This window comes from Paenimyroides ummariense (genome assembly GCF_900115115.1).
In the GTDB taxonomy this organism is placed as follows: Bacteria; Bacteroidota; Bacteroidia; order Flavobacteriales; family Flavobacteriaceae; genus Flavobacterium; species Flavobacterium ummariense.
The window spans coordinates 1-13,098 of the sequence record NZ_FOVI01000026.1; the positions used below are offsets into that span (position 1 = coordinate 1).

13 protein-coding genes are annotated in these 13,098 nt (G+C 32.8%); 7 read left to right on the forward strand and 6 right to left on the reverse strand.

Features of this window, described 5'->3' with window-relative positions:
- Window positions 1-300: 300 nt before the first annotated feature.
- The gene (locus BM253_RS14170) at window positions 301-1,395 is read right to left on the reverse strand and encodes a M42 family metallopeptidase (protein WP_091525618.1); all 1,095 of its coding nucleotides are present in this window, start codon (window positions 1,393-1,395) and stop codon (window positions 301-303) included.
- A gap of 74 nt (window positions 1,396-1,469) precedes the next feature.
- Here BM253_RS14170 and BM253_RS14175 point away from each other — a divergent pair, with 74 nt between their 5' ends.
- The 3 genes from BM253_RS14175 to BM253_RS14185 all read left to right on the forward strand — a co-directional run bounded on the left by BM253_RS14175 (window position 1,470) and on the right by BM253_RS14185 (window position 3,924).
- Entirely contained in the window at window positions 1,470-2,162 is a 693-nt protein-coding gene (locus BM253_RS14175) for a DUF4294 domain-containing protein (RefSeq protein ID WP_091525621.1), read from the forward strand.
- 39 nt (window positions 2,163-2,201) lie between these two features.
- On the forward strand, window positions 2,202-3,275 hold the full coding sequence (dnaX, locus tag BM253_RS14180) for a DNA polymerase III subunit gamma/tau (protein ID WP_091525623.1): 1,074 nt from the start codon (window positions 2,202-2,204) through the stop codon (window positions 3,273-3,275).
- Window positions 3,276-3,336: 61 nt separating this feature from the next.
- On the forward strand, window positions 3,337-3,924 hold the full coding sequence (locus BM253_RS14185) for a hypothetical protein (protein WP_091525626.1): 588 nt from the start codon (window positions 3,337-3,339) through the stop codon (window positions 3,922-3,924).
- Between the two features lie 11 nt (window positions 3,925-3,935).
- On the opposite strand, the gene BM253_RS14190 is transcribed toward BM253_RS14185, so the two are convergent.
- Window positions 3,936-4,247, reverse strand: coding sequence for a hypothetical protein (locus BM253_RS14190; protein WP_091525685.1), 312 nt, complete (start codon window positions 4,245-4,247; stop codon window positions 3,936-3,938).
- Window positions 4,248-4,356: 109 nt separating this feature from the next.
- Between BM253_RS14190 and BM253_RS14195 the strand changes: the two genes are divergently transcribed.
- The 3 genes from BM253_RS14195 (at window position 4,357) to BM253_RS14205 (ending at window position 6,536) form a co-directional block, all read left to right on the forward strand.
- Entirely contained in the window at window positions 4,357-5,184 is an 828-nt protein-coding gene (locus tag BM253_RS14195) for a CvfB family protein (RefSeq protein WP_091525628.1), read from the forward strand.
- 68 nt (window positions 5,185-5,252) lie between these two features.
- The gene (locus tag BM253_RS14200; protein WP_091525629.1) at window positions 5,253-5,615 is read left to right on the forward strand and encodes a KTSC domain-containing protein; all 363 of its coding nucleotides are present in this window, start codon (window positions 5,253-5,255) and stop codon (window positions 5,613-5,615) included.
- 93 nt (window positions 5,616-5,708) lie between these two features.
- A complete protein-coding gene (locus BM253_RS14205) occupies window positions 5,709-6,536 on the forward strand; it encodes a hypothetical protein (RefSeq protein ID WP_091525631.1) in 828 nt (275 codons plus the stop codon).
- Window positions 6,537-6,572: 36 nt separating this feature from the next.
- On the opposite strand, the gene pheT is transcribed toward BM253_RS14205, so the two are convergent.
- The 4 genes from pheT to BM253_RS14225 all read right to left on the reverse strand — a co-directional run bounded on the left by pheT (window position 6,573) and on the right by BM253_RS14225 (window position 12,151).
- A complete protein-coding gene (pheT, locus tag BM253_RS14210; protein ID WP_091525633.1) occupies window positions 6,573-9,008 on the reverse strand; it encodes a phenylalanine--tRNA ligase subunit beta in 2,436 nt (811 codons plus the stop codon).
- 64 nt (window positions 9,009-9,072) lie between these two features.
- Window positions 9,073-9,489: a thiol-disulfide oxidoreductase DCC family protein gene (locus BM253_RS14215; protein WP_091525687.1), complete on the reverse strand. Its 417-nt coding sequence runs from the start codon at window positions 9,487-9,489 to the stop codon at window positions 9,073-9,075.
- Window positions 9,490-9,508: 19 nt separating this feature from the next.
- Window positions 9,509-9,970: a hypothetical protein gene (locus tag BM253_RS14220; RefSeq protein ID WP_091525635.1), complete on the reverse strand. Its 462-nt coding sequence runs from the start codon at window positions 9,968-9,970 to the stop codon at window positions 9,509-9,511.
- A 6-nt stretch (window positions 9,971-9,976) separates the two neighbouring features.
- Window positions 9,977-12,151, reverse strand: a complete 2,175-nt coding sequence (locus tag BM253_RS14225; RefSeq protein WP_091525637.1) for an endonuclease MutS2 — start codon at window positions 12,149-12,151, stop codon at window positions 9,977-9,979.
- Between the two features lie 89 nt (window positions 12,152-12,240).
- Here BM253_RS14225 and ung point away from each other — a divergent pair, with 89 nt between their 5' ends.
- Window positions 12,241-12,903 carry a uracil-DNA glycosylase gene (ung, locus tag BM253_RS14230; protein ID WP_091525639.1) on the forward strand — a complete coding sequence of 221 codons (663 nt, stop codon included), beginning with the start codon at window positions 12,241-12,243 and terminating at the stop codon, window positions 12,901-12,903.
- The last annotated feature ends 195 nt before the right edge of the window (window positions 12,904-13,098 follow it).

Below are 13,098 nucleotides of genomic sequence, written 5' to 3' on the forward strand. Positions count from 1 at the left end.
AAAAATTAGTTGCAAATCTGGTGTGGACACTAAAATCAAACAAATGAGAAGTCTTGAACTTCTCGCTGCTTAATAAAAATAGATATTATAAAAAATTCGTTATAAACAAAAGAAGGTGACCTTTTTAGACACCTTCTTTTAAGTGTTCAAGAACCTGTGGAAATTTTATTATTAGTAGGTTTAATCTATAATATTATATCGTGTATCTGTGGCAAAAAGGTAAATAACTGAATATTATTGGTTTAATATTTTTTAGATAATGTACTAAGAGTCAGTTCAAACTTAACTAAAACTTGAACTTTACCTAAAATAACTAAAATCGTGGTTATTTTCTATATTTAACAAAGTTTCGTAAATTAACTTAATTACATTTTCCACATCATTTTTATGAACCATTTCAACGGTTGTGTGCATGTATCTTAAAGGTAATGAAATCAAAGCTGATGCTACACCGCCGTTACTGTAAGCAAAAGCATCGGTATCTGTTCCCGTAACGCGAGAAGATGCTAACCTTTGAAAAGGAATACTGTTCTTTTCGGCTGTATCAATAATTAAATTGCGTAAATTATTTTGAACTGCAGGTGCGTAGGTAATTACCGGACCAGATCCAATTTTAGTTTCGCCTTCAATCTTTTTGTCGATCATTGGTGTTGTGCTGTCATGACAAACATCGGTAACAATTGCAATGTTCGGTTTAATACTTTGCGTGATCATTTCGGCACCGCGTAAACCAACTTCTTCCTGAACCGAATTGGTTATGTACAAACCAAAAGGCAATTTTTTGTTGTTTTCTTTCAGTAAACGCGCAACTTCTGCAATCATAAATCCACCCATACGGTTATCTAATGCACGACACACAAACTTATTATCGTTCAAAATTTCAAAACTGTCAGGATAGGTAATAACACAACCCACATGAATTCCCAAAGCTTCTACTTCGGCTTTTGATTCGCATCCGCAATCAATAAAAATATTTTCAATTTTTGGTGTCGGCTCGTCTTTCCCAGCACGTAATCTGGTGTGAATTGCCGGCCAGCCGAAAACACCTTTAACAATTCCGTTTTTTGTGTGAATATTAACTCGTTTTGAAGGCGCAATCATTTGGTCGCTGCCGCCGTTTCTAATCACGTAAATCATTCCGTCTTCTGCAATATAGTTCACATACCACGAAATTTCGTCTGCATGTCCTTCAATAACCACTTTAAATTCCGCATCTGGATTTATCACACCAACGCAGGTTCCGTAAGTATCTGTAAAAACCGTATCCACATAAGGTTTTATGTAATCCATCCATAATTTTTGTCCTTCTTTTTCAAAACCTGTTGGTGATGCGTTGTTTAAATAACGTTCTAAAAAGGTCAACGAATCATTGTTTAGTATAGTTTTTGCAGTCATAATTTTTGTAAAAATTTTAAACGAATTTACTAATAATTTTGTTCTATATTTACTTTAAAATTACACGCTTAACAATGAAAAAATTTTTAATAATATTTTTTTCTTTTTTTGCATTACAAATCAATGCACAAGTACATGATTGGGAGAAATATGCCGATTCTTTGCGGACAAATGTTTTAGACGACGGTGAGATTGAAAAAGAATTTTTACTGCCTGAATTACATATTAATTTTTCGAAGGAAGAATTAGAACGCATTAAGATACAGAATGTTTTAAAAAGAAGAATTTTGCGGGTTTACGGATATGCCGTTAAAACCAGCGACAACTTAACGTCTTTAAATGAAAATATGGCGAAGATGGAATCAAATTCGCAAAAAAGAAAGTACGTAAGGCAAACAGAAAAATACCTGAAAGATCAGTTCGAAGAACCTTTGAAAAAACTTTCGCGTAAAGACGGACAAATTTTGGTTAAACTAATCAACCGCCAAACAAATAAAAGTACGTTTGAATTGGTTAAAGATTTAAAAAGCGGCTGGTCTGCATTTTGGAACCAGCAAGCAGCTAAATTGTTCGATATTAATTTAAAGACAAAGTACGAACCTGCCGATGTTCTAGAGGATTTTTACATAGAAATGTTGATACAGGAACTGGCTGCCGAAGGCAGAATTGATTACCGCCCAGCAGCCCGAAATCTTAAAATGGATCAGGTAAAAACCAAGTGGAAAAACAAATTAGGCGATTCTGGTTATTATCCCGAAGAAAATTAATCAAACATTTTTGGTATATTTGCAATAAGCAATACATTCATGGAACAATTCATTGTATCGGCACGAAAATACCGTCCGCAAACTTTTAAAGACGTTGTTGGTCAGCAAACAATTACAAGCACGTTAGTTAATGCCATAGAGAACAATCATTTGGCTCAGGCATTATTATTTACCGGTCCGCGCGGAGTTGGTAAAACTACTTGTGCACGTATTTTGGCTCGAAAAATTAACCAGATCGGTTACGATGATCCTAATGAAGATTTTGCTTTTAATGTGTTTGAATTAGATGCGGCTTCGAATAACTCGGTGGAAGATATCCGTAATTTAATTGACCAAGTTCGTATACCACCACAAACGGGAATCTATAAAGTGTATATTATAGATGAGGTGCACATGTTGTCATCGGCAGCTTTTAATGCATTCTTGAAAACGTTGGAAGAACCGCCAAAACATGCCATTTTTATTTTGGCAACAACAGAAAAACATAAGATTATTCCAACCATATTATCTCGTTGTCAGATATTTGATTTTAAGCGAATTACCGTTAACGATGCAAAAGAATACTTAAAGGAAGTTGCTGTTAGCCAGAATATTACTTTTGAAGATGATGCTTTGCAGATTATTGCTCAAAAAGCAGATGGAGCTATGCGTGATGCGCTTTCTATTTTTGACCGAGTTGTATCGTTCTGTGGAACCAATTTAACTAGGCAAGCTGTTGCAGAAAATCTCAATGTCTTAGATTACGATTATTATTTAAAGGTTACCGATTTAATTATTTCAAACGATATTCCGAACTTATTGTTGGCATTCGATGGAATTTTGGCTAAAGGTTTCGATGGAAATCATTTTGTAACAGGTTTGGCATCGCATTTTAGAAATTTGTTGGTTTGCAGAAATCCACAAACGCTTATTTTGTTAGATGTTAGCGATGAAAACAAGAATTTGTTTTATCAGCAGGCACAAAAAATCTCTCAAGAAATATTGATCGAAGCAATTAATATTGCCAATGCGTGCGATTTAAAATATAAAACATCGGTAAACCAGCGTTTGTTGGTAGAATTGTGTTTAATGCAGTTGGCAACGCTTACGCACCCTGAAAAAAAAAAAATTTAAATCAGAACTGATTCCGGCAGCATTCTTTATAAATGTAAGTAAAAACAGCAGTCATTCCATTGTGGTTGAAGAGCCTAAAGCTGTTATTGTCAAAGAGAAAAAAGATGTTGAAGATGTTTCTGTAAATTCAAATATAGAAGATTTAAATACGCAGAAAATTATCTTATCAAAAGAAACGGGCGAGCATCAGATTTCTGCACTTTCATTAAAAAGCATCAAGAAAAAAAGAGAGTTAGAGGCTTCTATAAATCCAATTCAGATCAATCAAGAAGATTTACCGAACGATCATTTTACGTTTGAAGAGCTTAAGCAACATTGGGATTTTTGTTCAAACCAATACTACACAACCGGCAGAATGCTTATGTCTTCAACTATGAACATGGCAAATTTGACTCTAAATGAAAATATTTTAACTGTTGAATTTCCTAACACGGGCAGTAAATTAACTTTTGAAGAAAATTTGTACGATCTGGTTTCGTTCATTCATAAAAAACTAAACAATTATCATTTAAAAATTGATGTTAGGGTCAACGAACAAACCGAAATTAAAAAAGCATACACCATTCACGATAAGTTAGATTATCTTAAAGAATTGAATCCGGCATTGGTTCTTTTAATTAAAACGTTCGATTTAGAAATAAAACCATAAAAAAATGAAGACTAAAAATCTTCATTTTTTCTATCGTCAATTTCCAACTTCAGTAAAATTTTAGCTACATCGCTTTCAGCAAAAGATAAATTTCCGGCAACAAAAACGCCTCGTTCACCAGTTGTAAAGTTTTCAATTCCGTAAACGGTAGCTTCATCATCAGGATCGCTCATGCCTTCGTATCGGTAGATTTCCACAATTCCAAAACTGTTTGGCGATGCTAAAATTTGTTTTTCTTCTACATTAAAATCAACAGAAAATCCTTTGTCTTTTAATTCTTCCAACGCTTTTTCAACGGTAGCGTAATGATACATTTTTTTCATAGTTTGTAATTTTATCTGTAAGTTAATAATTTTTGGTTTAACAGCTTTAAAAATTATCATAAAATCTAATAACAACTTTTTTGTTTGTACTTTTGTAAAAAATGTAATTATGATATCAATAGGAAACTTCAATACGTTAAAAATTGCAAGAAGAACAAATGTTGGGCTGTATTTAACCGATGGAAACGAAGATGTGCTTTTGCCTAAAAAATATCTGCCCGAAAATTTTGAAATTGGAGACGATATAGAAGTTTTTGTTTATTTGGATCATGAGGAACGACCGGTTGCTACAACGCTTGAACCGTACATTTTTTTAAACGAATTTGCTCTTTTAAAAGTGAACTACATTAATGATTACGGCGCTTTTATGGATTGGGGTTTAGAAAAAGATTTGTTTGTTCCGTTCAGAGAACAAGCACGCCCAATGGTTGCCGGTAATTATTACATGATTTATATGAGGCTTGATGATAAAACGAACCGTTTGGTTGGATCATCGAAATTAAATCAATTTTTAGATAACTCAGAAGTTACAGTTGAAGTAGGGGAAGAGGTTGATTTAATTGTTTCGCACATTACAGATGCAGGAATTAATGTAATCATCAACGAAAAACATAAAGGATTGATGTATCAGAATGAGACTTTTGAAGATTTTAGAACCGGTGACCGTATTATTGGATACATTAAGAACATAAGACCCGATGGAAAAATAGACGTTTCAAGAAATAAAATCGGCTTTGAAAAAGTATCAGATAGTGTTACAAAAATTCTGACCGAATTGGAAATGAACAACGGTTTTCTTGGTTTGAACGATAAAAGTCATCCCGATGAAATTAAAACGGTTTTGGAAATGAGCAAGAAAACGTTTAAACAAACAATCGGAGTTTTATATAAAGAGAAGAAAATTTTAATTAAAGACGACGGAATTCATTTGGTTTAATGTTAAAATATTCATAATAAAAAAATAAATCACTATATTTATTTGAAATTATAATAAATATATGTGTTATGAAAAAAACGTTACTTATAATTTTTGGAACTGCTTCTTTACTAGCCTGTAAAGGCAAAATCGACTGTCAGGAACTTTCTGGAACTTACAGCACATTTATAGAAGCCCGCAAGGATATTACAAAAGCGAATTATCCTATTAAAAAAATTCAGTCAACTCCCGAAAGTTCTTGGATTAAGCGTATTGAATTTTACAGCTGCAACGAAAAAGAAGGGTATTTGATTATTTACACAACGCGTGCAGAAGAGTATATTCATGCAAATGTACCTATAACTGTCTGGGAGGAATTTTCAACTGCAAAATCAAAAGGATCGTACTATAATACAAACATTGTAAACCGTTATCCGTTCAATTTAAAATAAATACCTAAAAAGTGGTACGTTAGTTGTATATTATAATGTAATATTTTCGTTTAGATTATTATTACATTAAATTTGCACAGCAACATTATACTAATGAAGAAATACCTTTTTATACTTTTTGGATTACTTTTTTTTAATTCATGGAATGTACAGGCACAGATTGACGATACCGATTTGGAAGAATTGGTGATTGATAAATTGTCGCGCAGCAGCATTATTGATATCATTAAAAAAGTACGTAACCAAATGTATAATAATTATGCCGATAACAATTACAATTACTTGGTATCGCATCAGGCAACGATTAATGATACGGCTCAATTGCTGAATTCTGAAACAGTGTTTGATGTGAACATTAACCTGAAAAGCAAAAAAATTAACAAAAGCATTGTTAAGGATTCAAGAAATAAAATGGCAATGGATACCTTGTTTTTTAACCGCTATTCAGGGAACGATTCACCAATGTACTGGCTTACCGAAGTGGTTATAAGAAAGTATGTAAATGTACCCGAATTAGATTTTTTTAACAATTTTAAAGATTATACCTTTTCACGATCTAAAACAAAAGCAGGTGATTATGTAATTGAATTTTATTCGGAACAGTTTTACGAAGGATATTTTCTGTACGATAAAAATTTCAATTTAAAGAAAATGGAATTTGTGCTTTTGAAACCTTATGTAATTGATCATAGCCAGTCAAGAAACGGGAAGTTTATGTTCGAAAAAAACTGGATCTACAAACAAGAAAAAGTTTCAATAACTTTCAATACAAATAACGAAGGCAAAAATTTTGTGAGTGAATTAAAAGCTTCAGAAGAAATACAGGATTATAACTTTACTAGATTTGATTCAAAAGGTGGAGTAGTAATAAAGGATATTGATTTAGATTTTAAATCGAATTTAATTTTCAAAAAGATGTAAAAAAAATCCCGAAGTGAAAATTTCGGGATTTTTTGTTTATCTCAACTCTGCACCAACTTCTGTCTGTAACTGGTTTTGAATTTTACTCATTATTTTATCAATCTGTGCATCGGTTAAGGTTTTGTCTTTGTCTTGTAACTTCATGCTGATTGCATAAGATTTAGTTCCTTCAGGTAATTTATCGCCTTGATAGACATCGAACAAAGAAACATCAGAAATCAAGTTTTTATCAACCTGTTTTACAATTTTATAAACATCTGCAAACGAAACTTCATTCTTTATCAATAATGCCAAATCGCGTTTTACAACTGGATATTTAGAAATTTCTGCAAATTTAATTTTGCTCGAAACTACGTTTAAAATCGTATTCCAATTAAAATCGGCATAAAAAACATCTTGTTTAATATCGAAATGTTTCAAGATCGATTTCTTTACATTACCAAACGCAACTACTTTTCTGTCGCCTAAATAATAGGTGATTCCTTCAGAAAAAACATCACTTTCATTAGGTCTTGTTTCAATATTTTTAAGTCCTAAACGAAGCAATAATGCATCGATATATCCTTTAAACAAAAAGAAATCAACAGATGTTGCAGGTGTATTCCAATTGATACCGTTACTGTTTCCTGTTGCAAATAAAACCAAATGTTTGTATTCTTCGTAACCAGACAACGTTTTGGCGTAGGTTTTACCAAATTCAAAATACTTTAAGTCGGCTTTTTTACGGTTGATGTTGTAAGCAATCGATTCTAACCCACCAAAAAGCAAGGTTTGACGCATGATTGATAAATCCTGACTTAACGGATTTAAAATGGCAACCTGCTGGTTTTTATTGATATCAGCAATTAAATCTGAATAAGCTGTGGTTGTTAACGAATTCGACATTGTTTCGTAAAAACCTTGACTTACCAACTGATCTGCTGCAATATTTTGCACTTTATGATCGTCGGTTTTAGATCCGTAAGCAATTGTTGCGTTAATTTTAGATCCAACTTTTATGTTGTTGAAACCATACACACGAAGAATTTCCTCAATAACATCGATCTCACGCTGCACATCAACACGGTAAGGCGGAATCGACAATCCTAAACCTTTATCGGTAATATTCGTAACTTTAATGTCTAACGAAACCAAAATTTTCTTGATTGTTTCGTTTGGAATATTCTCTCCTAAAATCTTGTTGACGTTGCTGTAGTTTAAGAATACAGAGAAATCTTCTATTTTCTTTGGATACAGATCAGTAATGTCAGACGTAATTTCACCGCCAGCAATATCAGTAATTAATATAGCGGCATGTTTTAAAGCGTATGTGGTAATGCTTGGATCGATACCTCTTTCAAAACGGAACGATGCATCGGTAGAAATACCATGAGCTTTCGCCGTTTTACGAATGCTTACCGGATTAAAATACGCACTTTCTAAAAATATAGCTGTTGTGTATTCGCTGACTCCAGAATTTAATCCGCCTAAAACACCTGCCAAACAAAGCGGTTGGTTTTCATCGCAAATGACAATGTCTTCTGCATGCAACGTACGTTCAACACCATCTAATGTTGTAAATTTTGTGCCTTCTGTAGCATTTTTTACGATAATCTTGTTTCCTTTAATGCGCGATGCATCGAAAGCGTGCAATGGCTGACCCAATTCGTGTAACACGTAATTAGTCGCATCAACAATATTATTTTTTGGAGTGATACCAATTGCTTTTAACGAATTTTGCAACCAAGCCGGCGAAGGTTTCACTTCGATACCCGAAATGGTTACACCCGCATAATGCGGTGCCAATTTGCTGTCTTCAACAATAATATCGTACTTCAAGGTGCGTTTTTCAACCTTAAACTTGCTTATACTTGGTGTAATTAATTCAGAATAAGTATTTTGCGGTTTGTTTTGAATTAAACCTGCACGCAAATCACGCGCAACACCCCAATGACTCATAGCATCGGCACGGTTTGGCGTTAAACCAATTTCAAAAACGGTATCAGTATATACTTCAAAAACTTCGGCAGCTGGCGTACCTGGTTTAAATTTATCATCTAAAATCATAATTCCATCATGACCTTCGCCTAGACCTAATTCGTCTTCGGCACAAATCATTCCGAAACTTTCTTCGCCACGAATTTTACCCTTTTTAATAACAAAATCATTACCTTCTTTATCAGTCAAAACAGTGCCAATAGTTGCAACCGGTACTTTTTGCCCCGCAGCCACATTTGGTGCGCCACAAACAATTTGTACAGGTGGTTCACCATTGCCTAAATCAACTTTTGTGATACGAAGTTTGTCTGCATTCGGATGTTGTTCGCACGAAATTACATGACCAACAACAACACCTTTTAACCCACCTTTTAAACTTTCGTAAGCGTTGATACCTTCTACTTCCAATCCTAAATTCGTTAAAATTTCGGCTGTTTCTTCCGGAGCGATATCTAATTTGATAAACTGCTTTAACCAGTTATATGATATTTGCATTGATTTGTTTTTTAAAGCACAAATATACAGATTGCTGTACGTTTGATGAAATTATTTGTTTTATTTATGATAAAAATTTTGAGCGGACTTCGGCAGACGGAATCATACATTCGTCTTTTTTACCGTACCATTTATAACGATTTTTGGCAACATAGCGATACACCGAATTACGCAAACTTTTTGGAACTATTTTACCAATTTGCAACAACGGATAGAAACCGTTTAACTGTTTAGCAATTTCTATGGCAGCATCGCTTTCGGTATAATATGCCACACCCGGATTATATAGAATGATAGAATCTACCGACGGATTTACGCCAATGTATTTAATGATTTCTTTACCAAAATCGGACTGTAACGATGCAAAAACAAAAACATTATTTTTATCTGCTTTTATGACTTTTTGAATGGTTTCATCGCAAAAATTACAAACGCCGTCAAAAAGAATCAACTGTTTATTTGATGGTATTTTATCAATTATACTCATTTTTTATTGATTTTTATTCAATAGATATTATATCGGGTAATTCTTTTAAACGAATCGATTTGTCTTTGTTTTTATTAATGTATTCTATGATTAGATTAAAATCTTTAAACTTACCCATAATTTTATCATTTAAACTATAGTAACCAAAATAGTCAACACAAATAATGTTATTATCAAATTCTAATTTATACCTAACATCAATATAGTTAGGCTTAAAGTTAATACTATCTGGATTGTGAATATTAATAGTTATCTTTTCTCCAAATTCTCTCTCATAGATTTCAAAATATGAAATACTCGATTCTAAATTTTCTATAAACTCTTCACAATTAATACTTTTTATTGTTGTTACACCTACATTGCAATAGAAGAATTTACCATAATAAACTTTATCCTGGTTAGAATTTTCATGAATAGTTTGTTTACATGAAGTTACAAGTAATAAATAAATTAAGATTAAACTAATTCTAATCATTTTTGATTACTTTTTTCGTTCGACCATTTCTAATTGATCCAAAGCAACTTTCGATGTAAAAAAACCGTAGTTTACTGTTGCTTTATTCTTCTCGATTGAATCAATAGTTCCAACCGATTTTCCATCGATCATGCGAACGCGATCGCCAACTTTTAACTCGAAATTTGTTTTATTTGCCTGTTGTTGCTGTTGTTCTTTAGCTTTTTTCTCTTTCTTTTCTTCTCGAATTTTTTCCAATTTTTGTTCTACATCAACCTTTAACTGTAAAATTTCCTGTTCTTTTACTTTTTTCTCTTTTATGGTAATTTTTTTTCGTTTAGAATTTTCAATTTCAACCGTTTTAAGCAATTCGCCAATAAGCGTTTTCTTGTCTTTATTGTTGAAATATTTTTCAGAAAGATCATCAAAACGTTGTCCTAAATAGATCAATCGCTGGTTCGCATCGTACAATTCCTGATAACGTTCTAACTTATCTTGAATTTTTGTGTTGATGTTATTCATTTTATTGCTTTCTTCACGGGCACGTTTTTCTTCTTCTTTTAAATTTTCCGATGTTTTCTCTAAACGTGAACGTTCTTTTTGAAGATTTGCAATGGTTTTATCAAAACGGACCTTATCTGTTTCGATTTTCTTTTTCGCCCGATTAATCAATCCATACGGTATTCCGTTTTTCTGTGCAACTTCAAACGTAAAAGAACTTCCAGCTTGCCCTAAACTCAATTTATACATGGGTTCTAACGATTTTTCATCGAACATCATGTTGGCATTTGTTGCGTGCGGCAGTTCGTTCGCCAGAATTTTCAGGTTGGTGTAATGCGTAGTGATGATTCCGAAAGCTTCCCGATCATAGAACTCTTCCAGAAAAACTTCAGCCAAAGCTCCACCTAATTCCGGATCGGATCCTGTACCAAATTCATCAATTAAAAACAAGGTTTTATCGTTACATTTCTTCAAAAAATAATTCATGTTTTTCAATCGATAACTATAAGTACTTAATTGATTTTCAATAGATTGATTGTCTCCGATATCGGTTAAAATTCTATCGAACAAAAACGTTTCACTGCGTTCGTGTACCGGAATCAACATACCGCTTTGCAGCATTAACTGCAACAAACCAATTGTTTTTAATGTAATTGATTTCCCGCCCGCATTTGGTCCCGAAATAACAATAATACGCTCATTATTAGTTAATTCTATGGTTTGCGGATATGTTTGTTTGCCCTTAATTCGATTGTTTAATAACAAAATTGGATGGAACGCATCGCGAAAAAATAATCTTTTTTCTGTTGAAATAGTTGGCAGAATTCCGTTTATTTTTTCGGCATGTTTTGCTTTTGCAGCAACAATATCAATATGCGCCAAAAGATTCTGGAAAACAATCAGTTCCTCATGAAACGGACGAATACTATTGGTTAAAACACGTAAAATGCGCATGATTTCCTCGCGTTCTTCGTATTCTAAATTACTTAATTCCCTTGAAAATTTAAACGTATTTTCGGGTTCCATGTAAATAATGCTTCCTGTTTTAGACTGACCCAAAACCGAACCTTTTACTTTTTTACGATGCATTGCCAAAACCGCCAAAACCCTGCGATTTTCTACAATTGACTCTTTAATATCATCTAAATACCCTGCCGAATTATACTGTTGCAATGCAAAACCAAAACTCTGATTTATCTTTCCGCGAACAATCTGAATATTTTGTCTAATTGCTTTTAAATCAACCGATGCAGTATCTTTAATTTCGCCGTATTTATCTAAAACCTGCTCAATATTTTGCAGAATCAATTTATTAGGCTGGGTTATAGTTGTAGCATTGTATAATGCACTGTAATATTCGTGAAATTTCTTTAAAAAAGTAATTAATTCGTTCGTGGTTGAAACCAAAGAAGCTATTTTTTTAAAGCTTGATGCTTCTAAAAAACTGTCTTCGATACGCAACATTTTTAATTCGTAATTAATAGGATCAAAATAATGCGATGGTATGGCGTTTTGATTGCTGAAAGAAGATACGTATTCCGACGTTTGTTTTAACTCTTCTAAAAGCTGTTCTTTATTATCAATTGGTTCTATAAGCAATGCATGTTCCTTACCAATTTCGGTGGTACATAAATCGCTTATTTGTTCTAATATGGTGCTGAATTCTAAATCTTGTAGCGTTTTTTTCGCAATCAATTTCATTTGTAAATACTCTATCAAACATCAAATTTACAAACAATTTATCATTTAAAGGAATATGTGCTACATTTGAATTTTAAAAAAAGAATAGAATGAATAGCTGGAAAGAATTTATCGCCTTAGAATCATCAAAAGATTATTATCAGAAATTGAAACAAATAGTTGATGCTGATTATGAAAAGGAAACGATTTATCCACCAAAAGAATATATTTTCAACGCATTTAAATATTGTCCGTTAGATAAAGTTAAGGTTGTTATTCTGGGTCAGGATCCTTATCACGGACAAGGTCAAGCGCATGGTTTAAGTTTTTCTGTGAATAAAGGAATTGGTTTACCACCATCATTACGAAATATTTACGGTGAACTACAAACCGATGTCAATTTCTATAATCCGGGTCATGGCGATTTAACCGAATGGGCTAAACAAGGGATCTTATTGTTGAATGATGTTTTAACTGTTAAAGCAGGTCAAGCTGCGAGCCATCAAAAATTAGGTTGGGAACAGTTTACTGAAAATGTAATTAGTTTTCTATCGAACGAAAAAAGTGGTTTGGTTTTTATGCTGTGGGGAAATCACGCGTTTAAAAAAGGAAAAAACATAGACAGATCTAAACATTTAGTTTTATCAAGCGGGCATCCGTCACCCATGAGCGCCAATCAAGGCAAATGGTTTGGCAACAGACATTTTTCTCAAGCAAATAATTATTTAATTCAACAAGATAAAACACCTATCAATTGGCAATTGAGCTATTAATACTTTACAAATTAGTTAAAATGCAAACAATAATGTTAAAAAGTAAATTTAACTTGGTAGCCTTTTATAATAAAAGTATATTTAATGAATAAAATTTGTTTTTGTCTAAAAAACAAAAATTTGTTTGTTGTTTACTTAAATTTAAAAGCTACCTGTTAATTTGGGTAGCTTTTATTAATTTTGCAGAAAATACTA

Excerpts from the sequence above, each read along its gene's own strand:
- BM253_RS14170 (WP_091525618.1), bottom strand. The coding sequence starts at position 1,395 with ATGACTGCAAAAACTATACTAAACAATGATTCGTTGACCTTTTTAGAA.
- BM253_RS14175 (WP_091525621.1), top strand. The coding sequence starts at position 1,470 with ATGAAAAAATTTTTAATAATATTTTTTTCTTTTTTTGCATTACAAATC.
- dnaX (WP_091525623.1), top strand. The coding sequence starts at position 2,202 with ATGGAACAATTCATTGTATCGGCACGAAAATACCGTCCGCAAACTTTT.
- BM253_RS14190 (WP_091525685.1), bottom strand. The coding sequence starts at position 4,247 with ATGAAAAAAATGTATCATTACGCTACCGTTGAAAAAGCGTTGGAAGAA.
- BM253_RS14195 (WP_091525628.1), top strand. The coding sequence starts at position 4,357 with ATGATATCAATAGGAAACTTCAATACGTTAAAAATTGCAAGAAGAACA.
- BM253_RS14200 (WP_091525629.1), top strand. The coding sequence starts at position 5,253 with ATGAAAAAAACGTTACTTATAATTTTTGGAACTGCTTCTTTACTAGCC.
- BM253_RS14205 (WP_091525631.1), top strand. The coding sequence starts at position 5,709 with ATGAAGAAATACCTTTTTATACTTTTTGGATTACTTTTTTTTAATTCA.
- pheT (WP_091525633.1), bottom strand. The coding sequence starts at position 9,008 with ATGCAAATATCATATAACTGGTTAAAGCAGTTTATCAAATTAGATATC.
- BM253_RS14220 (WP_091525635.1), bottom strand. The coding sequence starts at position 9,970 with ATGATTAGAATTAGTTTAATCTTAATTTATTTATTACTTGTAACTTCA.
- BM253_RS14225 (WP_091525637.1), bottom strand. The coding sequence starts at position 12,151 with ATGAAATTGATTGCGAAAAAAACGCTACAAGATTTAGAATTCAGCACC.
- ung (WP_091525639.1), top strand. The coding sequence starts at position 12,241 with ATGAATAGCTGGAAAGAATTTATCGCCTTAGAATCATCAAAAGATTAT.